Below are 22,173 nucleotides of genomic sequence, written 5' to 3'. Positions count from 1 at the left end.
TGGGTTAATATTATTGTTTAATAACAAATTTCATAACAAGGTTGATAAGCGCTTCCTCCTGGCAATTTCATTCGGTTTTGTTTAACAAAACTACGCAATAAATTATCAAGTTGCTGCATAATTTCAATATCACCTTGTAATTTGTATCGACCTTTTTCGGCAATTTGCTTCATGCCAAACTCTTTAACATTTCCTGCAACAATACCAGAAAACGCACGACGCAAATCAGCGGCTAACAGCTCGACAGGTTGCTCACGATGAAGATTTAACGAGGCCATATTAGCGTGAGTAGGTTCGAAAGTATGTTGTAACGATTCATCGATTTTTAATAGCCAATTAAACCCATAAGCATCGCCTGTTTTTAAGCGTGAAGCTTTAACATGCTTAACACCCTCTTTCATAATACGAGCTACTTGTTCAGGTGAATCGATAATAATTTGATAAAGTTTAGTTGCCTCATCGCCTAATGTGCTACGAATAAAATTATCTATTGAAGCAAAATAATCTTCGCATTCTTTAGGTCCAGTCAGAATAAGAGGTAGGGTTTGGTGTTTATTTGCAGGGTTTAATAAAATACCCAGAATATAAAGCAACTCCTCAGCGGTGCCTGGTCCACCAGGGAAGATAATAATGCCATGAGCCATTCGCACAAACGCTTCAAGGCGTTTTTCGATATCGGGCATAATAATCAATTCATTGACTAATGCATTAGGCGGTTCTGCTGCAATAATTGACGGTTCGGTCATACCAATAAAACGGCTTTCTTTATAACGCTGTTGCGCATGACCAACGGCAGCTCCTTTCATTGGTGCTTCCATAACACCTGGACCACAACCAGTACAAATATTAAGTTCACGCAAACCAAGTTGCATACCTACTTGACGGGCATAATAGTATTCATTTTCGTTAATCGAATGTCCACCCCAGCAGACAACCAAATTTGGCTCTTCACCCACATGGAGCGCATTGGCATTGCGTAAAATAGAAAAAACAAGGTTTGTAATATAAAACGAATGATCCCTTTCAAATTTGAAATCGGAAATAAGCTCTTTAACTGCACTGATTTGACTATTCAAAAAAAGGATATCGCGTAACACTGCAAACAAATTAGCTTGAATTGAACGAATAATTCGACCATCAACAAAAGCGCTTTCTGGAGCATTAACCAACTCCAACTTGACACCTCGCTCTTTACTAATCACATTAATTTCGAAAGACTGGAATCTATCTAACAGATCTTTTGTATTATCGGTTTTACTACCTGCATTTAGTGTTGCTAACGAACAATTTCTATATAATTTATAAAGTTCGCTATTGGCAGATTTTTTCAGGATATCGACTTCTGCCTGAGCAAGTAAATCCATTGATCCTAATGGGCTAATATGAGTGATCATTACAACCTCCATTTGACTATTTTATCAGCAAGGCGACTATTATATACTTAAACTGACTGAATATGTAAAGTTGATAAATCTTCTTGATAACAGATTAAATTAGACTACCTAAAAGATAGAATAAAGAAAGAGACTTTCATCTTATATCCTTATTAATTTTTTACTAAAACACATAGTAACCTGAAACTTTTTGACAAAAAGTCAATTTATATTTATCCAATGTTTATTATTAATCAATTCGTTTAATAAAGTGTTTTATCTTAAATCCCATGGCAATCAATGATGCAAAATAGACTAAAATGCCCACAATAACCAATAAAAATAATCGCCCGATACGGATCAACATTGAACCAGTCGACCAGTCAGGTAATAACTGTGAACCGAACCACAATACCGCAGACATTAAAATTACTGCAATGACGATTTTACTTAAAAAGCAACGCCAACCAGGTTGGAGTTGATAAAGCTGTTTTTTACGCAATTGCCAATATAATAATCCAGCATTAAAGCAAGCGGCTAAGCCAATTGATAATGAAAGACCTGCATGTTGTAATGGACCAATAAAAGCAAGATTCATTAGCTGTGTTAAAATTAATGTAATAATTGCAATTTTAACTGGTGTTTTAATATCCTGACGTGAATAAAAGGCTGGAGCTAGCACTTTAATCAAAATCAACCCAAGTAGACCTATAGAATAAGCAACTAAGGCTCGCTGTGTCATTAAGGTATCATTTAAGGTAAATTGTCCATATTCAAATAGCGTTGATATAAGTGGGCGAGAAATAACCCCTAATGCAATTGTACTCGGTAGAGCCAATAAAAAACAAAGGCGTAACCCCCAATCTAACAATTCACAATATTGTTTATGATCACCTTTAGAAAAGCTTTTTGCTAATGATGGCAATAAAATGGTGCCTAATGCTACACCAAGCACCCCAGCAGGAAACTCCATTAAGCGATCAGCATAATACATCCACGAAACCGAGCCTGAAACTAGAAAAGAAGCAAAAATAGTATTAATAATTAAAGAGATTTGCCCTACAGACACCCCTAAAATTGCTGGTCCCATTTGTTTTAAAACCCGCCAAACACCACTATCTTTTAAGCTAATACGCGGTAATACTAGCATGCCAATTTTCTTTAAATAAGGTAGCTGGTAAAGCAATTGTAAAATCCCACCAACACCAACAGATACAGCAAGTGCCAATACTGGTGGATTAAAGTAAGGTGTTAAAAATAGGGTAAATACAATCATACTCACATTGAGTAGTGTTGGAACAAAAGCAGGGACAGAAAACCGATTCCATGTATTAAGGATGGCTCCAACAAGTGATGCCAATGATATAAAAAAGATATAAGGAAAGGTTATGCGTAGCATGGTAGTTGCAAGTTCAAATTTTTCAGTTGATTCTTGCATAAATCCAGGCGCAGTTAGCATAATGATAAAAGGTGCAGTGATAACTCCAATTAGCGTGACTAAAGCCAAGACTAAAGTTAATAATCCAGCAATATAAGCAATAAATGTGCGAGTTGCCTCAGTCCCTTGTTGATTTTTATATTCAGCTAAAATTGGTACAAACGCTTGTGAAAATGCCCCTTCTGCAAAAATACGGCGGAGTAAATTAGGAAGTTTAAAAGCAACAAAAAATGCATCGGTGGCCATACCTGCACCGAAAAAGCGTGCAATAATGGCATCACGCACAAAACCTAATACACGAGACACCATCGTCATTGAGCTGACAGTAGCTAAAGATTTTAAAAGATTCATATTCAAATTATATACAAAGTATACAGCCTAAAACTGATAATGAAGCATAGTCTACAAACTATTACTTTAAATAACCATGCTTTTTTAATAAACTTAATTTTATACATGCCGCCAGCAAATACTGGCGAATGTTTAGTTTAACGATCTTCATAAGGTGTAAACAGCACGAATTCAACGATATCTTTATAGGCAGGGCGAATAACTAACAATCATCAAAATTGAGTTCTTCAATTCGATAAGCTAATACAAGACATTACTAATAATGTCGCATAAACATCTTTTGGTAAGCCAATCACGTCATAAACAAAGCCTGTATAGCAATCAATTGACACAAACGAGAATAAACTAATAAAGCGCTATTTGAATATATTGAAATCTATTATAATCAAGTTAATCGACATTCCGCCAATGGTTGAATATCGTCACACAAAAATGAAATTAAGTTATATAAGGTAAATACTGCTTAATATTTATTTTGGCGAAAATCTGAAAAAAGAGCATATACCAATTATGAAGATACCAAAAATAGTTATTCTAACCGGTGCCGGTATTTCGGCCGAATCGGGTTTATCAACCTTTCGAGCTCAAAATGGATTATGGGAAGGTTATGATGTTAATGATGTAGCAACTTACGAAGGCTATATACGCAATCCAACAGCGGTACATGATTTTTATAATATGTTACGTCGTAAATTACAAAATCCAGATGTTAAGCCTAATGCTGCCCACTTTGCGCTGGCTGAATTAGAACAGAAATTAGGTAGTGATAACCTCTTAATTGTGACACAAAATGTGGATAACTTACATGAACAAGCTGGATCTAAAAATATTATTCACATGCATGGTGAATTATTAAAAGTGCGTAATGAAAAAACAGGACAGATAATTGATTGCTTTAACGATGTGAATTATCAACAAAACAAATTCATTCGCCCACATATAGTCTGGTTTGGTGAAATTCCGCTACAAATGGAACAAATTTATGATGCGCTTTCACAAGCTGATTATTTTATATCCATTGGCACATCAGGTAATGTCTATCCTGCTGCTGGTTTTGTACAAATCGCTAACCAAACAAGTGCTAAAACGGTTGAACTTAATTTAGAGCCCAGCTTAGGTGAAAGTCTGTTTCAAACCAAAATTTACGGACCAGCAAGTAAAATTGTTCCTGAATTTATCAAAAAATTCATCTAAAGCAAATTGCTACTTTAGTTGTTTAAGATAATTTTTGTTGCCTAAATTACTCATTTGGGCATGAATCCATTTGGTTCTCTTTTTTACTCGTTCACTTGGTTTAATTGGGCTCCAGCGTCTAGGATTAGGTAATACTGCCGCAAGTAAACTTGCTTGCTGTGAAGTTAATTGATTGGCACTTACATTAAAATAATACTGAGAAGCAGCTTCAATGCCAAAAATACCTTCTCCCCATTCTGCACAGTTTAAATAGACCTCAAGAATACGCTCTTTTGACCAAAAAAGTTCTATCCATAATGTAAACCAAGACTCCATTCCTTTGCGAATCCAACTACGAGTTGGCCATAAAAAGATATTTTTAGCGACTTGCTGAGTAATTGTGCTAGCACCTTTAATCTTTTTGCTATTTTGATTATGATTTAGCGCTAGGCGGATAGCGTTAAAATCAAATCCCCAGTGCACAGAAAAATTTTGATCTTCTGAAGCGATTACCGCAATTTTTATATTATCTGAAATTTCGTCCAAATCTTTCCAGATTCGTTGCTGTGGTGTATTCCAATGCATTATCTTACGTTCTATCATTAGCATAGAACCGAAAGGTGGATTCACCCAACGCATTACTAAGGTCGAAAAGATAGATAATAGCATAAATCCAATTATCGCTTTTTTAGTTATATTTAAAAATTTCCTGAATAAAAGCCTCATGCTGATTTAGATAAAATAACGTAAAAAATTAGCAAATAAGATACGATATATTATTGATTAAATAAATAACTTTTTATAAATTCAATAAGTTGAAGTGGGTTGTTTATATCCAAAATGGGTAAAAAAGCATCTAACGGCTCATCACTAGCAATAGCCAAGGTAAAATCATCAATAAAAAACGGTTTTTTAACGGAACTTCGGTGACAAATAATTTTAGGAATTTGCTCATCTTTAAAGCCCTCAACTAAAATAATATCAACATCAGAAAATTGATTAATTAAAGTCTGCAAATCGGCAGGTTTATTGGGTGTTTCACAAATTAAAGCGTAACGGTTATCACAAGCTACAATTGTTTGTAATGATCCAGCTTTACGCAATTTATAGCTATCTTTTCCTGGAATATCCAATTCAACATCGTGATGCGTATGTTTTAAAGTTGCCACCTTAAAGCCCTGCTCAACAAGTAGCGGAATAACCTTTGCCAACAAGGTAGTTTTACCACTACCACTGTAACCACAAATAGCGAGCGTTTTTTTTATATTCATTATTTCTTGGTTCAAAATGGTTATACTCAATTAAACCTAATATACACTATTTTCTACCTCGAAAGAGATAAAACCACTGCAAAAGCCACTAAAATTACAACTCAAACAACACCACAGTCAACTATAATCGTTTGATTTGATTGAAAAACTTAAATAAAATCAATAGTCTACCTGAGCTTTTTTAGAGTAAAAACACACTTATAGCACCACAATGCTAATATGCTTGTCTTATCACAGCATCAAAATATACCGATAACCAAGTAAAGTTAGTACGTCAAACTGGGCTGTTGGGTGTGTTTGTGTTTTAGATGTTATCAGCAATATTAATTATTCCGCAAAAATCAAAAAGCCCTAAAGCTAATACCCTATTTTAATTATAAAATTCACCTATCTCTAAAGCTGAACCGTTTTCATCTTTACATTTCTTTACAAAAAAGTTCGCTAAAAAACTAGTCAATCATCCCTTAAACGGCTATACTTTCATCGTTTTAGAAAAATGAGCTTATTAAATAAGCGAATAAACATAAAAATTCAAATAAAACAAAATATTACTTGACAGGTGGAACGAAATGCAGTACCCTTTTAGGCACAAGGCACAAGGCACAAGGCACAAGCACTGGCAAACCTATGTCTTAAATTTATTAAATAATCCTATTCGACAAGTTTTTACTCGAAACTTATTTATATTTTCGAAATTATCTCTCGAATTATTTTCGAAATTATCCACAAAACTATCTTTAAAAATTTCATTGGCATTAGCGCCGTTGTTGTTATTGCCGTACTCTTTAGAATCGCAGGCATTATCGGCCACGACTTCTGAGCGCATTCATGGTACTGCGCCTTATTTAACTATTGATGGTGGTACTACTAAATTGACTACCACAGATGACTTATTAAGTATTAAGTTATCGGACGGTCGAACATTCACACCGCAAAATAATCCTTCATCATCGACAGCGCCAATCGAGTTATCTAATGTAGGGGATACTTTGGCTGATATTGAAATGATAGTTCCGTCATCAAGCGACTCAATAAATATAAATGACTTAGTGACACAAGGTAAATGGGGCGATGATGATGGGGATGGACAGGGAGCAGATGGAGTCACCGCATCAGGAAGTATATCGTTAGTAATAAAAGATAAAGATGGCAATACCGTTAATCGTAGTGATGCATTAAGTCTATGTAAAGCACCTTATAAGGTAACCTTAGATAGTTCAGGGGGTGCTTTAGAGACTCGTTATGGCATGCCGAATAGTAGTAGGCTTTACGGAGGAGCAGCGGAGTATTATATCACTTTGCCGCCACATCCTATTATTTGTGCAGCCAGGCCGAATCTAAGTCTAGGTACAGGCATCTATGCCGGTCCATCTAACATATGGAGTCCTACTAAGGGCTTTCTAACTCAATCAACAACCCCATCATCTTACGACCGAAATTTCCCAACAACAGGTTCAGATGGATTGTATTTTGATTTGGATATAGGTGGAATAGATGCAAGTCAGTTGAGTTGGACAATTAACACAAGTGGTAGTCTAAATGCAACAGTGAGTTGGACAAGGCCGCTAACAGGGTCATTCACAACCCCATGGGGAGGAACGATGCCAGCTGATGACTGGATTAAAGATAAATCCAAGAATGTAACACGGGTAACGTTGCATGGTCCAAGGGCAAGTAGTGGTCAAATAAACTCAAGTAATCCTAGTTCACTAACACGTCCATCTTTACCGCAAACCTTTGAGTTAGTCGGAAGGGATAGAAGTGGTAATGAGGTTCGTTATGGATTTGTATTAAGGCAGTGGTTCGTCAATCGGGGGACTCAATATCAACTTCATAGTGACCATTTAGCATGGTGTAATAGTTTGGGTTATCGAATGCCACGGGTAAGAGATTTAACCAATGCAGACTATAATAATTTAGGCGCCACACCTAGCTCATCAACTAATAATTACCAGCGTAACATAGGCGCTGGCTTTTTCACGGAGTGGGGCCGCATGTACAACTACGGCACTGATGCGGGCTTCGCCAACTACGGCTACTCGACGAGCGACGCAACAGGTAGCGACCAGTTCGGTGTCAGCTCGAACGGCGGCAACGTCTACAGCAACAGTGCCAGCCCCTCCCGCTATGGCCTTTGCACCGCACCTTAGCTTTTAGCGTTTATTTCTTAATCCTTAGGGCGCGGAAGGGGGTTACGGTGCTTGAGGGGATAATATAACAAAGAATAAAGCCCCCGCGTAGTTGGGGCGCTGAGCAGGCAAAGCCTGCGAGCCTTGCGCTTTAATGACTGAAAGTAAAAACAATGCTCCGACTGATACAATTTTCAAGCTTGCGCTTTTGCTATCAACTGGCTGTTATTAACAAATTATTATTAAATAGCTATTATCAAATAACAAAAGCGCTTTTATTAAAAAGTCAAATTCAATGTAATAAAAAACTAGCCTATAAGTGTTTGATTTTATTTAAAAATGCAAATAAAAACTTCAATAAAATCAATGGTCTACCTGAACGATTTTAGAGCAAAAAACACACTTATAGCACCACAATGCTAATATGCTTACCTTATCAGAGCGCCAAAATATACCGATAACCAAGTAAAGCTAGCACGCCAAACTTGGCTGTTTGGTGTGTTTGTGTTTTAGATGTTATCAGCAATATTAATTATTCCGTAAAAATCAAAAAGTCCTAAAGCTAATACCCTATTTTAATTATAAAATTAACCTATCTATAAAACCGAATCGTTTTCATCTTTACATTTCTTTACAAAAAAGTCCGCCAAAAAACTAGTCAATCATCCCTTAAACGGTTATACTTTCATCGTTTAAGAAAAATGAGCTTATTAAATAAGCGAATAAACATAAAAAAATCAAATAAAACAAAATATTACTTGACAGGTGGAACGAAATGCAGTACCCTTTTAGGCACAAGGCACAAGGCACAAGCACTGGCAAACCTATGTCTTAAATTTATCAAATAATCCTATTCGACAAGTTTTTACTCGAAACTTATTTATATTTTCGAAATTATCTCTCGAATTATTATCGAAATTATCCACAAAACTATCTTTAAAAATTTCATTGGCAGTAGTGCCTTTGTTGTTATTGCCGTACTCTTTAGAATCGCAGGCATTATCGGCCACGACTTCTGAGCGCATTCACGGTACTGCGCCTTATTTAACTATTGATGGTGGTACTACTAAATTGACTACCACAGATGACTTATTAAGTATTAAGTTATCGGATGGTCGAACATTCGCACCGCAAGATAATCCTTCATCACCAACCTCGCCAATCGAGTTACCTAATGTAGGGGATACTTTTGCTGATATTGAAATGATAGTTCCGTCATCAAGCGACTCAATAAATATAAATGACTTAGTAACACAAGGTAAATGGAGAGACGATGATGGGGATGGACAGGAAGCGGGTGAAGTTACTGCATCAGGAAGTATATCGTTAGTAATAAAGGATAAAGATGGCAATACCGTTAATCGTAGTGATACATTAAGTCTATGTAAGGCACCTTATAAGGTAACCTTAGATAGTTCAGGGGGAACTTTAGAGACTCGTTATGGCATGCCGAATAGTAGTACGTTTAGTGGAGGAACAGCGGAGTATTATATCACTCCGCCATCAGCGCCGGTTATTTGTGCGGTCAGGCCGAATTTGTTGGTGGGTGGAACAACTGGCATTATTTCTTGGGACGCCCCAAGCTATGCCGGTCCTGCTAACATATGGAGTCCTACTAAGGGTTTTTTAGTTCAGTCAACAACCCCATCATCTTACGGTTTAAATTTCCCAACGACAGGTTCAGATGGATTGTATTTTGATTTGGATATAGGTGGAATAGATGCAAGTCAGTTGCGTTGGACAGTTAACACAAGTGGTAGTCTAAATGCAACAGTGAGTTGGAGAAGGCCGCTAACAGGAACATTCAGATCCCCAAATGGGAGTATTGTCCAAGCTGATGAATGGATTACGGATAAATCCAAGAATGTAACACGGGTAACGTTGCATGGTCCAGAGGCAAGAAGCCAGAGGGAGAATCCTAGTCCTAGTCAAATTACCGTGCCATCTTTGCCGCAGACATTTGAGTTGGTTGGTAGGGATAGAAGTGGTAATGAGGTGAGGTATGGATTTATGTTGAGGCAGTGGTTCGTCAATCGTGGTGGTCAATTTAAATTTTATAGTGAGCATTTAGCATGGTGTAATAGTTTGGGTTATCGGGTGCCACGGGTAAGGGATTTAACCAATGCAAAGTGTGGTGTAGATAGTAATAATTTCCCATGTATAAATGGCATAAATGGCGCCACACCTAGCTCATCAGATAATCATTACCTGCGTCACATAGGCGCTGGCTTTTTCACGGAGTGGGGCTACATGTACGACTACACTGATGCGGGCTTCGTCAGCGGCTACTACTGGACGAGCGTCGCTACAGGTAGCGAGTTTCTTGTCTCCTCGGCCAACGGCTACGTCTACAGCCCCAGTGCCTTCAACTCCCACTATGGCCTTTGCACCGCACCTTAGTTTTTAGCGTTTATTTCTTAATCCTTAGGGCGCGGAAGGGGGTTACGGTGCTTGAGGGGATAATATAACAAAGAATAAAGCCCCCGCGTAAGTTGGGGCGCTGAGCAGGCAAAGCTTGCGAGCCTTGCGCTTTAATGACTGAAAGTCAAAAACAATGCTTCGACCGATACAATTTTCAAGCTTGCGCTTTTGCTATTAACTGACTGTTATTAACAAGCTGTTATTAATAGCTATTATCAAATAACAAAAGCGCTTTTATTAAAAAGCCAAATTCAATGTAATAAAAAACTAGCCTATAAGTGTTTGATTTCATTTAGAAATGAAAATAAAAACTTCAATAAAATCAATAGCCTACCTGAACGATTTTAAAGTAAAAAACACACTTATAGCACCACAATGCTAATCAGTCTGCCTTATCACAGCATCAAAATATACCGATAACGAAATAAAGCTAGCACGCCAAACAGGGCTGTTGGGTGTGTTTGTGTTTTAGATGTTATTAGCAATATTAATCATTCCGCAAAAGCCAAAATGTCCTAAAGCTAACACCCTATTTTTTATGAAAATAAATGATTATTTATCTTCTTTCTGATTAAATGAATTAAGCACCTCTAGCGTATTGATATTGCTAAAACAAACTGCTTTATCGCTAAAATCAACCGATTTAGCACTGATTTGTTCTAAAAACAGCATCAGCTTGCGTTCGCCTTGCTCTAAATAGATTTTTAGTTGTTGAGTAACTGTTTTATGAATAAGTAGAATGGTTGGATGGTAGTATTGTCCATCATGTGGATAAATAGCGCTGTTATTTGCCGTATAAACAGCTAAACGGTCAATTAAATCAGCTGGCAAAAAAGGCGTGTCACAACTGACAAATAAGTTCCAATCGGTTTTGCTGCGTAATAAACCACTGTAAATCCCCGATAATGGTCCACAAAATCCTGCTAGGTCATCACTAAATATAGGATAACCTGCTTTTTGGTATTGTTCTGTGTGACGATTGCAATTAATCATGATTGCATCAACGTGAGGTTTGATGCAATCAATGACATGTTGATAAAGTGGTTTTTGATGTAATAATAATAGTCCTTTGTCGTTGCCATTCATACGGGTACTTTTACCTCCAGCTAGAATGATTGCAGTAATTGAGGGTTTTTCCATAAATTATTTCTCTTTTACGTTGCGAAAAAACAAAATAACATTACTATATAGTAATGTTATTGCAAGTCGTAGCGTATCATTTTTAATGATTGCTTAATTATCATTATCTTCGAAAGGTTTGAAGATTTACTAAAGGTAACAATTATGAAATGTCATCGTATTGATGAAGTAATGGAATTATTGCAACCCGCATGGGAAGGGGATTCTGATCTTAATTTATTACAATTTTTAGCTAAATTAGGTCAAGAGGCTGGTTTTGAAGGTGAATTAAAAGATTTGAGTGATGAAGTTTTAATTTATCATTTAAAAATGCGAGGTTCGGATAAGAATGATGTTATTCCGGGTCTAAAAAAAGATTATGAAGAAGATTTTAAAACCGCATTGTTAAAAGCTCGTGGGATTATAAAAGAATAAGGAGAATCATTAAAATGAAAAAAACACTTATCGCAATTAGTATTTTGCTTTTTTCTGTAAACTGTTTTGCAAATGAAAGCCCAACTATTACTAAGGCCGACACCTCAGCGAATGCATTTGAGCCGATTGAATTAGGTAAACAATATGCCGCGCTACCAACTAATCCATCGCCAGATAAAGAAGTTATTGAGTTCTTTTCGTTTAATTGCCCAAGCTGTTTTAGATTTGAAATTCAAAATCAAGGTCCTCAAACTATTAGCAAGGCTTTACCAGAAGGTGTTAAATTCAAACGTTACCATTTAGAAGATTTTGGACCATTAGCTAAAGATCTTGCGCAAGCATGGGCTGTGGCTAATGTACTAGGTATAGAAGATAAAGCTTCAGATGCACTTTATAATGCGGTTCAAAAAGATAAAACGATAAAAACAGCAGATGACATTAAAGCTGTTTTTGAAAAATTAGGTGTTAGTAATGAAGTGTATGATAAAACAAAAGATAGCTTTTTGGTTAAATCATTTATGGTACAACAAGCAGATGCGATTAAAGAGATGAAACCAGATTCAATCCCTACGGTTATTGTTAATCGTAAGTTTTTTATCATAGCAAATCAACTTAATGTAACTAGTGATGATGCATTTATTAATGATTATGCAAGAGTTACTGCATTTGTTGCAGGGTTAGATCCTAATGCAAAAATAGAAGAAAAAGCGCATTCTGATAAAAAATAAATGGTTAACAAGTTTAAAAACAACATAAGTTAATCACTTATTTTTGACGTTTTAAGTCCCATTGTATCATTTTGTACAATGGGATTTTTTATTATAGTAAAATTGCTATTCTCGTTCTAAAGCATAAATTGGATCGAGTTTAGCTGCCCGTCTAGCAGGGAAATAACCAAAAATAATACCAATTATACTTGAGAAACTAAATGCCGCTATAATAGCTATTGCCGAGAAATTCATTGCAAATGATGTAACAACAGAATTAAAAATAAAGCCAATGGCAAACGAGAGTACAATACCTATTGTTCCGCCAATTAAACATACTAATACAGCTTCAATTAAAAATTGCTGTAATATGTCGCTTGACCGAGCACCAACGGCCATGCGTACGCCAATTTCTCGAGTTCTTTCTGTGACTGATACTAACATGATATTCATCACACCAATACCGCCAACAACGAGTGAAATCAGCGCAATAGCCGAAACTAATAACGTCATTACCCAAGCGGATGAGTTGATTGTTTCTCGTATATTATCGGAATTAAAGATGAAAAAATCTTTTGTACCATGTCGTTGTAACATAATTCGATTAATAGCTTGTTCAGCAACAGATAAATTAACATTATCTTTAACACGTACTGTAATGCTTTTTAACGAAGTTTGACCTACCATGCGGTTAATCACGGTAGTATAAGGTAACCAAACATTCAGGCTTTCATTGCTACCAAATCCTTGCTGTTGTTTAGTTGCAACACCAATTATTCTTACTGGTAACTGTCCAACCATTAAAATTTTTCCAATTGGGTTTTGATTTGCAAATAACCGTTTAACAGTATTGTCATCAATCACTGCATCTTGTGCTGAGGCAATAATACTTGCTTCATCAAAAGATTTTCCTTGAGAAATAGTGTAACCACGAACCGCAAAAAATTGCTCCCCTACACCATTTACTGTTCCAGTTACTGCTAAATTATTAATTCGGAAATAAACACTGGTTGCAAGGTTAGGAGTCGTACTGTGGACAAAATTTTGTTGCGCCAAAAAATCTGCGTCTGATGAGCGTAATGTAGTAATTTTATCCGCATTACGATCACCAAAGCCCGATCCTGCATAGATTTCTAACGTGCTAGTTCCTAATGAGTTAATGTTAGATAAAATTTTCTGCTTTGTACCTTGTCCTAATGCAACAACAGAGACTACCGAGGCAATGCCAATAATTATGCCTAACATGGTTAAAAATGTCCGTAATCGCTGCGAAAGCATTGATAGCATGGCCATTTTAAAAGCATCTCGAAAACGGTAATATTTTGCCAGTAGATTATCTTGAGTTCTGGTTGCTTCGATTTGCTTAACTTGCCGATTATCATTTTGTTTAGATTGATAATTAGGGTTAATAGAATCAGAAATAATATTACCGTCACTAATTTCAACAATCCTTTGGGCACTTTGGGCAATGTTTGAATCGTGGGTAACAATAATAACAGTGTGACCTTGTTGATGTAATTCTTGTAATATAGCCATTACTTCTAAACCGCTTTTACGATCGAGTGCTCCCGTTGGTTCATCAGCTAAAATGATTTGTCCACCGTTAATTAAGGCTCTGGCAATACTGACCCGCTGTTGTTGCCCTCCAGATAACTGGTTAGGTTTATTGTGGATTTTCTCGGCAAGTCCTAAACGTGTTAAAATTTCGTTCGCTCTTTTTTGACGTTGTTCATTGGTAACACCAGCATAAATAGCAGGGATTTCTACATTGCCTTGTGCGGTTAGTGCATTTAATAAATGGTAACGTTGAAAGATAAAACCAAAATGCTCACGGCGTAATTGAGCTAACTCATCAGGTGACAATTCACTTGTTGTGCGTCCTCCAATAGAATAAGTGCCTGAGGTCGGTTTATCTAAACAGCCTAAAATATTCATCAAAGTGGATTTACCCGATCCTGATGCGCCAATAATCGCCACCATTTCACCAGCATTAATTGTTAGATTTATGCTTTTAAGAACCTGTATAGTTGTATCGCCTGCTGGAAATTCACGAACAATATTCTCAAGCTTAATAAGAGGTATATTATTGACCATATTAGAATCGAATCCTTGGGGCTCTTGCATTATTACCACCTAGTGAAGCGCCATTAGTACTACTGACCACAACCATATCACCCTCTTTAATCCCCGATTTTATCTCAACATTGACATTATTATCGATACCCAAAGTAACTTCGTGTTCTTCGATCTCATTATGTTTATCTAACAGGTAAATAATGGCTTTATTATTGCCCAATTTTTTTTGAATTGCTTGAGATGGAATGGTTAGTACATCTTTTGCTTCAGACAAGACAATATAAACTTGCGCTGTCATTGAAATTCTTAATACATGGTCGGGATTATCTACATCAAATAATCCATTATAATAAATTGCGCTTTTTGTTGTTGATGATGAGTTTGACGAGGTTGTTTCAGTGTTAATTGAGTCTGGTGCAGGCTCTATAGCCCTTAGTGTTAAACCATCAAAACGTCTATTCGGTTGGCCTAAAATGGTAAAGTAAACAGGCATTCCTTTTTTTACATTGATCACATCAGCTTCAGAAATTTGCGCTTCAATGGTCATTTTATCAAGTTGAGCTACTTTAACAATGGTTGGTGCACTTTGAACAGAGTTAACAGTTTGTCCTTCATTGACTGGAATGGCAACAATCACTCCATCAATAGGGGAGCGAATTTTAGTATATCCCAAATTAACTTTGGCGGTATCGACTGCAATTTGTGCTTTAACGATATCAGCATCAAGTGCTGCAATATCGGCTTTGATTGCATCGAGTTCAGCTTTTGCCGCATCTAACTCCGATTGAACGCCAACGCCTTTATGAACGAGTTTATACTGGCGATCATAGGTTAATTGATTGTTAACTAATCTCGCTTTTTTTGCTTCACGTTGTGCCTCTAAACTATTAAGTGACGCTTCAGATTGTTTTAAATCATTGCTTTGTTTAAGATCGTCAATCTCAGCAATCATATCGCCTTGTTTAACTTCATCGCCCAACTCAACATAGAGTTTTTTAATTTGTCCAGAAACCTGTGCACCAACACTAACTTGTTTAAAAGCACTAATTGTTCCATCAGCTAGTACGGTTTTTTCAATATTACCTTTGGTAACTGGTGAGGTAATATAATTAGCTGTAGGCTCTGAATGAGATATGATTAAACATACAATATAAATAATTGTAAAGAAGATGGTAGCTATAACTAAATATTTAATTTTCATCAATTTTAACAATGTTTTTCACCCTTTATTTTCTTATTGTAATTTTAACATTTTATCGTAATAACGAAAATGATATTGATAATTATTATTAATAAATTGTAATAATTATGAAATTTTAAATTTTAAACTAATTTATAGAAATTCTTCGTGTTGTTTATTGTAATTTGAGGAACTATTGTAATAAACATGAATAAAAAAAGTAAAATTGATCAAACCTACCTATCCACAAATAAGTGGAAAAGTAAAAAGAGTGATACGTACTCAAATGAAGATGTGGTATTGTCAATAAACATTTAGCAACTCAAAAATAAAAAACAAATTTTTAAGTGATTTATTAACTATTATAATATGGCTAAACTGCATAAAATGATTGCGAGGAAAATACTTTATGAGTTTTTATAGGATTATTTTAACTTGAAGTGTAAACAACCTAGTGTTTTTCTACATTTTGTAATTAGAAAAAAATCTGACAAAAGAACAAGAATGGTCTCTTTTATTGAATACATTGGGCTTTATTCTAAAATAAGATAAAATGATCTTAGAAAATGTTATGGGATAAATTATTTATGGTTGAACAAAAAAAAGAAGGGTTTTTCTCTCGTTTAAAAAAAGGTCTTTTTAAGACTAAACAAAATATTGGTTCAGGTTTTCTTAGTTTATTTAAAGGGAAAAGGATCGATGATGCTTTATTTGAAGAATTAGAAGAGCAGTTACTTATTGCTGATGTAGGTTTTGACACAACCCAAAAAATTATTGATTCCTTAACTAAACAAGCATCAAGAAAAGAGCTAAAAGATGCTGATGCATTACATGATCTTTTAAAACAGGAAATGAAATCTATTTTAGATGGAGTAGATAAGCCCCTTGATATAGAAAGCCATAAACCATTTGTAATATTGATGGTTGGTGTTAATGGTGTTGGAAAAACAACAACAATTGGCAAATTGGCCCGTCAATTTCAACAACAAGGTAAATCGGTTATGCTTGCGGCGGGTGATACCTTTCGGGCAGCGGCTGTTGAGCAATTACAAGTCTGGGGAGAACGGAATAATATCCCTGTTATTGCTCAGCATACTAATGCAGATTCCGCTTCTGTCATTTATGATGCAATACAAGCAGCAAAAGCCAAAAAAATAGATATATTAATAGCCGATACTGCAGGGCGCTTACAAAATAAATCTCATTTAATGGATGAGTTAAAAAAAATAGTACGCGTAATTAAGAAACACGATGAAACAGCACCCCATGAAATTATGTTGACTATTGATGCTGGTACTGGTCAAAATGCGGTTAGCCAAACCAAACTATTTAATGAGGCTGTTGGTGTCACTGGGATGACATTAACTAAATTAGATGGTACTGCAAAAGGGGGTATTATCTTTAGTATTGCCGATCAGTTTAATATTCCTATTCGTTATATTGGTGTCGGGGAGAAAATTGAAGATTTAAGGCCTTTTGTTGCTGATGATTTTATCAATGCTTTGTTTGATGAAACAGATGGTTAGAGAGTGTCATGATTCAATTTCAGCGCGTAAGTAAAGTGTATTCTGGCGGTAAACCAGCACTACAAAATATTAGCTTCACTTTATTACCTGGTGAAATGGCTTTTTTAACTGGACACTCAGGGGCTGGTAAAAGTACGTTAATGCGATTAATTTGTGGGTTAGAAAGAGCGAATGATGGCAAAGTGTTGTTAAATGGCGTTGATGTTTCAAGTTTAAGACGCCAAGAGATGCCATTTCTACGTCGCACAATTGGTATGATTTTTCAAGATCACCAATTACTGATGGATCACACTGTTTATGATAATGTAGCTATTCCATTAATTATTTTAGGTAAACCAGCTGAAGAAATTAAAAGAAGAGTTTCCGCTTCACTGGATAAAGTTGGATTACTTAATAAGATGGAATTTTATCCAATACAGTTATCTGGTGGTGAACAGCAGCGAGTAGGTATCGCTCGCGCTATTGTTAATCGTCCTAGTGTTTTGCTTGCTGATGAACCCACAGGTAATTTAGATGATAAACTATCAAAAGATATCTTAAAGCTTTTTGAAGAATTTAATCAAGCTGGTGTAACGATTTTGATGGCAACGCATAATATGGGACTGATACGACGCAAGCACCATCGAATATTGCATTTAAATCAGGGACGTTTAGAGATTAAAAATTAATGAGCTTAACTAATATCAAACCTAGTAAATCGAAGAAGAATGAAAATAGCTTTTTCTCTCGCTGGATAAGACAAATCGGTTATGCATGGCGTAACACGTTTAATGACTTTTCTCAGCATATTATTGCTTCATTACTGACCATTTTTGTTATTGCTATTTCAATTACTATACCAACTATCAGCTATTTACTTTGGAAAAACGCTAGTCAAACTGCACAGCAATGGAATCCAACTCCCAGTTTGACTGTTTATATCAATAAAGAATTAACATCAGAACAAACAACTGAATTGATTGCTAAAATTAAATTTTATGATGAAGTTGATCAGGTTGAATATCTTTCCAAAGATGAAACAAAAGAAGAATTCGAAACGTGGTCTGGGTTTAGTGATGCACTCGATTTGCTAGATGAAAATCCATTACCTGCAGTAGCAATTGTTATTCCTAAAAATGAGGCAAAAAAGACAGTTGTGTTACATCGATTACAAAAGGAATTGCTTACCATTGATGGTATTGATGATATAAAATTAGATGATAGTTGGTTTACTCGTTTAACAGCACTAACTGATATGGTTAAATCTATCGTATGGATTATTTCTATATTTATGATTATAGCTGTATCTCTTGTGATTGGTAATAGCATCCGTTTAAATATATTCTCTAGAAAACAGACGATTATGGTTATGCAATTAATTGGGGCAACAGAAGGATTTATTTTGCGTCCTTTTCTTTATAGTGGAATGTTTATTAGTTTTATTAGCGCTATTATAGCGTTAGTGTTATCGGAAATATTTATTTATCAAATAGAGTTAATTATGTTGAATGTTTCTGATACATTTGGAACAATAATCCATATTGAAGGGCTATTATGGGATGAGAGTTTATTGATTGTCCTTATAACAGCTAGTATTGGGTGGCTTTCATCGTTGATTGCGACTAAGAAATACTTAAAAATAGCACAAATTGTCTAGTTATTTTGCTATAAATTGCCAAGATATATATCAATTTAATAAAAGGCTAATATTAAGTAAAACATTTTAAGTATTTTAGCTAAAATAGTGAACTAATTTATAATTCATTGGTCTAATATTGTAATAAACGCTAGTTTAACGTTTTTATTGTTACATATTTAATGTAACGAAATTTATTATTTAAGGGGGAATTAAATGAGTACTGATTTAAAAATGCAAGTAGGTGCTTTAATCCCACAAGGAAATATAGAATCATACCTTCGCATGATTAACACCTATCCAATGTTAACTGCAGAAGAAGAAAAATCATTAGGTGAAAAACTCTATTATCACGATGATGTAGATGCTGCTCGCCAGTTAATTTTATCTCATTTACGATTTGTAGCGCATATTGCCCGTGGTTATTCGGGTTATGGTTTACCACAAGCTGACTTAATTCAAGAAGGTAATATTGGCTTGATGAAAGCAGTACGCCGTTTCAATCCTGAAATGGGTGTTCGTTTGGTCTCATTTGCTGTGCATTGGATAAAAGCTGAGATCCATGAATATGTATTAAAAAATTGGCGTATTGTTAAAGTTGCAACAACAAAGGCGCAAAGAAAGCTATTTTTTAATCTAAGAAAAACTAAACAACGTTTAGGTTGGTTCAGTAATGCAGAAGTGGATATGGTAGCAGATGAATTAGGTGTAAGTCGTAAAGATGTACTTGAAATGGAATCACGTATGTCGGCACAAGATATGTCATTTGATATAGATAGTGATGACGATGATAATTCAATTATTGCACCAGCACTTTACTTAGAAGATAGCAATTCTGATTTCTCAAAATCAATTGAAAATGATAATTGGGAAAATGATGCGACAGATAGGCTACATGATGCATTATTAAAATTAGATGAACGTAGCCAAGATATTATTAAAGCACGTTGGTTAGATTCTGATGAAAGTAAATCAACTTTACAGGTCTTAGCCGATAAATATAGTGTTTCAGCAGAGCGTATCCGACAGCTTGAAAAAAATGCAATGAAAAAGTTAAGAGTTGCTATTGAAGCATAATTTTTTCATTTATAATTTTTTAATTAGTGTTAACTTCCTAAACCTTACTTTTTAAAAAAGTAAGGTTTTTTTTATAACTTAAACTTATGAAATAAGAAAAAAATCATTGTTTATATTTTGACTATTTATTATTTTTTATTTGATACTATGCTGTGTTCGCTTTTTATAAAATAAAAGGATATAAAATAAACACAGATATGATTAAGTTATATTTTCGATTGAGTCAATCTGTAAATATAGTAGTGATTTAATTTTTAAACAGAAAAGAGACCTAAAAAAACAATCAAACCAACATAATTATTATTCATAAATGCGCTAAAACATTTGTTTCTTTCTCGATCTTTTATCAACCATTGTTGGTAAATAAATAATGCTGTAACTAATAATAAAGCAATATAAACTATCAACGATAGTTGGTTGATTAAACTAATCAATAATAAACCAATAACAGAAGCTATCTGTAATAATCCAATGATTAATTTATCATAACGTCCAAATAAGATGGCAGTGGATTTTATACCTATTTTTACATCATCGTTGCGATCAACCATCGCATATTCGGTGTCATAGGAAATTGTCCAACAAATATTAACAAAGAAAAGCAACCAACAGGTTAATGGGAACTGCTCAATAGTTGCTGCATATACCATCGGAATGCTCCAACTAAATGCGATACCTAAGATGATCTGAGGTAAATGGGTATAACGCTTCATAAAAGGATAAATCAGCGCAGTTAATAACGCAAAACAACCTATCAACCATGATAGTTTATTTAAAGTTAGCAATAAGCAAAGAGCAATAAATAATAATACAAATAACGTCCATAATGCATTCTTTTCTGTCAATGCTCCACGAGCCAGTGGGCGATTTTTAGTCCGTTCAACATGTGCATCAAAATGACGATCAGCATAATCATTCACTACGCAACCTGCCGAGCGCATTACAAATACGCCAAGTATAAAAATAATTGTTATGTAAATAGAAGGGTGTCCCGCAAGCCAAATTGCCCAAAGGGTAGGCCAGAGTAAAAGCAATGAGCCAATAGGTCTATCTAATCGCATTAGTTGTAAATAGGCTAGCATTAATATTATTTACCTTGAAAAAGCATAGCATGGATTATACCGATTAAGATAAAAGCTGCAATGTTACAGTATGACAAGTTATAATCTAGCATTAAGTAAAATAATCATTCACCTGAAATAACTTTTTTCAAAAAATAGAAAATACAATTAAAGCATCTGCAAATATTGATCAGCAATCATAGCTAATGCCCGATAAAATGGACTTATCTCATTTTGCTTTAGTCTTTTTAAATAGGTTGAAGACCAGATCAATAAATGTTCATTGATTAACTGTTTTGCTGCTGTATAGTTATTATTTTCAAGCAACATGGCATACGCCATTAGCATTAATCCAAATTGATCTTCGGGTTCGTTCATTCCTGTATTGAGTGTCAAACCATGTTGCTGCAGAAATTGGCGGTAGCATTCTTGTGATTGGCCTAGTAATAAATGTTCTTTATCAAGGTAAAATGATCCCCATGGTGGTGCAGGCATTGTTCCTTGACCTTCAAATAGTAACGAAAATTGATAATTAAGCTCAGAGTCATCGATGTGATTTGCTAATATATTGCACTGTTCAGAAATAATACAAGGATTTAACCATTCGACTAAATCATCAATATGCAATAATGCCTGTATTAATGGTGTAGTAACTTTATTATTTGGTGGATAATAAAAAAAAGTACCAAGTAGTTTTGCTAATGTGATTCTGGTTATGTTATCCAAATAAATATCCTTGAAGGTTTGGTTTTTGCGCCTAAAAACGATCCTAAAAACGATCCTAAAAACAATAAAGAGACAAAAGCTGTTGACCTTTTGTATTAATGATAACCCTCCTTTATGTTTTTAGCCATATCAAACAATGGTTAATGCAACCATATTGTAGAAATTAATCGTATTATTTGCAGTAATTTGAGAAACGGTGGTAATGAATATACATAAAAAAATTAATTTCTTCTCAATTGGTAAGAGATATGGCAATTATATCATTAAGAAAAAATAACTTTCACTAATTTGGTTAGACGCTTTATGGTCAGTTGTCTAACTGCCTTATAAATTTTTATACTTAAACGTAGTGTTACCTGAAACTTTTTTATATTAATATAATTTTTCACCATATTAAACATAAATTAAGCTGTCATTATTTTATTTTTTGACATATGTCAAAGTTTATAAATTCATATCTGTTTATCCCTTTATTTCCATTTGATTAAAGATTAT

Annotated in this window: 17 protein-coding genes and 1 pseudogene; 9 read left to right on the top strand and 9 right to left on the bottom strand. The window is 34.9% G+C overall.

Annotation, left to right across the window (positions count from 1 at the left end; translation table 11 throughout):
- Positions 1-17: 17 nt before the first annotated feature.
- On the bottom strand, positions 18-1,394 hold the full coding sequence (gene ppnN, locus A9G44_RS01485) for a nucleotide 5'-monophosphate nucleosidase PpnN (protein ID WP_065608962.1): 1,377 nt from the start codon (positions 1,392-1,394) through the stop codon (positions 18-20).
- A 229-nt stretch (positions 1,395-1,623) separates the two neighbouring features.
- Positions 1,624-3,162 carry a murein biosynthesis integral membrane protein MurJ gene (gene murJ, locus A9G44_RS01480; protein WP_065608961.1) on the bottom strand — a complete coding sequence of 513 codons (1,539 nt, stop codon included), beginning with the start codon at positions 3,160-3,162 and terminating at the stop codon, positions 1,624-1,626.
- Between the two features lie 510 nt (positions 3,163-3,672).
- Between murJ and cobB the strand changes: the two genes are divergently transcribed.
- Positions 3,673-4,356 carry a Sir2 family NAD+-dependent deacetylase gene (gene cobB, locus A9G44_RS01475; protein ID WP_034913504.1) on the top strand — a complete coding sequence of 228 codons (684 nt, stop codon included), beginning with the start codon at positions 3,673-3,675 and terminating at the stop codon, positions 4,354-4,356.
- 9 nt (positions 4,357-4,365) lie between these two features.
- On the opposite strand, the gene mtgA is transcribed toward cobB, so the two are convergent.
- Both mtgA and mobB read right to left on the bottom strand, forming a co-directional pair.
- A complete protein-coding gene (gene mtgA, locus A9G44_RS01470; protein WP_034913501.1) occupies positions 4,366-5,061 on the bottom strand; it encodes a monofunctional biosynthetic peptidoglycan transglycosylase in 696 nt (231 codons plus the stop codon).
- A 50-nt stretch (positions 5,062-5,111) separates the two neighbouring features.
- Positions 5,112-5,606, bottom strand: a complete 495-nt coding sequence (gene mobB / locus A9G44_RS01465; protein ID WP_065575363.1) for a molybdopterin-guanine dinucleotide biosynthesis protein B — start codon at positions 5,604-5,606, stop codon at positions 5,112-5,114.
- A gap of 569 nt (positions 5,607-6,175) precedes the next feature.
- Between mobB and A9G44_RS01460 the strand changes: the two genes are divergently transcribed.
- Positions 6,176-7,756: a hypothetical protein gene (locus A9G44_RS01460; protein ID WP_065608960.1), complete on the top strand. Its 1,581-nt coding sequence runs from the start codon at positions 6,176-6,178 to the stop codon at positions 7,754-7,756.
- Positions 7,757-8,683: 927 nt separating this feature from the next.
- Positions 8,684-10,135: a hypothetical protein gene (locus A9G44_RS01445; RefSeq protein WP_143426277.1), complete on the top strand. Its 1,452-nt coding sequence runs from the start codon at positions 8,684-8,686 to the stop codon at positions 10,133-10,135.
- 573 nt (positions 10,136-10,708) lie between these two features.
- Here the strand turns inward: A9G44_RS01445 and mobA are convergent.
- A complete protein-coding gene (mobA, locus tag A9G44_RS01440) occupies positions 10,709-11,296 on the bottom strand; it encodes a molybdenum cofactor guanylyltransferase MobA (protein WP_065608956.1) in 588 nt (195 codons plus the stop codon).
- Between the two features lie 144 nt (positions 11,297-11,440).
- On the opposite strand from mobA, the gene A9G44_RS01435 reads away from it, so the two are divergent.
- Complete coding sequence (locus A9G44_RS01435) at positions 11,441-11,710, top strand: YihD family protein (RefSeq protein ID WP_034911797.1); 270 nt, start codon at positions 11,441-11,443, stop codon at positions 11,708-11,710.
- Positions 11,711-11,724: 14 nt separating this feature from the next.
- Positions 11,725-12,438: a DsbA family protein gene (locus A9G44_RS01430; protein WP_051634209.1), complete on the top strand. Its 714-nt coding sequence runs from the start codon at positions 11,725-11,727 to the stop codon at positions 12,436-12,438.
- Positions 12,439-12,543: 105 nt separating this feature from the next.
- Here the strand turns inward: A9G44_RS01430 and A9G44_RS01425 are convergent, their stop codons facing one another.
- Positions 12,544-14,541: a MacB family efflux pump subunit gene (locus A9G44_RS01425; protein ID WP_257006564.1), complete on the bottom strand. Its 1,998-nt coding sequence runs from the start codon at positions 14,539-14,541 to the stop codon at positions 12,544-12,546.
- On the bottom strand, positions 14,513-15,694 hold the full coding sequence (locus A9G44_RS01420; protein ID WP_065608955.1) for an efflux RND transporter periplasmic adaptor subunit: 1,182 nt from the start codon (positions 15,692-15,694) through the stop codon (positions 14,513-14,515). The genes A9G44_RS01425 and A9G44_RS01420 overlap by 29 nt, the downstream gene beginning before the upstream one ends.
- A gap of 581 nt (positions 15,695-16,275) precedes the next feature.
- Between A9G44_RS01420 and ftsY the strand changes: the two are divergent.
- From ftsY to rpoH, 4 genes and pseudogenes are all read left to right on the top strand, one after another.
- Positions 16,276-17,199, top strand: a pseudogene (ftsY, locus tag A9G44_RS01415) (signal recognition particle-docking protein FtsY); the annotation flags it as partial.
- Positions 17,200-17,207: 8 nt separating this feature from the next.
- On the top strand, positions 17,208-17,867 hold the full coding sequence (ftsE, locus tag A9G44_RS01410) for a cell division ATP-binding protein FtsE (protein ID WP_034911799.1): 660 nt from the start codon (positions 17,208-17,210) through the stop codon (positions 17,865-17,867).
- A complete protein-coding gene (gene ftsX, locus A9G44_RS01405) occupies positions 17,867-18,835 on the top strand; it encodes a permease-like cell division protein FtsX (protein ID WP_065608954.1) in 969 nt (322 codons plus the stop codon). Before ftsE ends, ftsX begins: the two co-directional genes overlap by 1 nt.
- Before the next feature lie 195 nt (positions 18,836-19,030).
- Positions 19,031-19,891, top strand: coding sequence for an RNA polymerase sigma factor RpoH (gene rpoH, locus A9G44_RS01400; RefSeq protein WP_034911804.1), 861 nt, complete (start codon positions 19,031-19,033; stop codon positions 19,889-19,891).
- Positions 19,892-20,145: 254 nt separating this feature from the next.
- On the opposite strand, the gene ubiA is transcribed toward rpoH, so the two are convergent.
- Positions 20,146-20,973: a 4-hydroxybenzoate octaprenyltransferase gene (ubiA, locus tag A9G44_RS01395; protein ID WP_065608953.1), complete on the bottom strand. Its 828-nt coding sequence runs from the start codon at positions 20,971-20,973 to the stop codon at positions 20,146-20,148.
- Positions 20,974-21,120: 147 nt separating this feature from the next.
- Positions 21,121-21,678 (bottom strand): TorD/DmsD family molecular chaperone, encoded by a 558-nt coding sequence (locus tag A9G44_RS01390; protein ID WP_179854782.1) that lies wholly within the window; start codon positions 21,676-21,678, stop codon positions 21,121-21,123.
- Positions 21,679-22,173 lie beyond the last annotated feature (495 nt).

It is taken from the genome of Gilliamella sp. Occ4-3 (assembly GCF_001690675.1).
In the GTDB taxonomy this organism is placed as follows: domain Bacteria; phylum Pseudomonadota; class Gammaproteobacteria; order Enterobacterales; family Orbaceae; genus Gilliamella; species Gilliamella bombi.
Note: the sequence above shows the minus strand (reverse complement) of the source record. Positions and strands in the feature narration are given on the sequence as shown.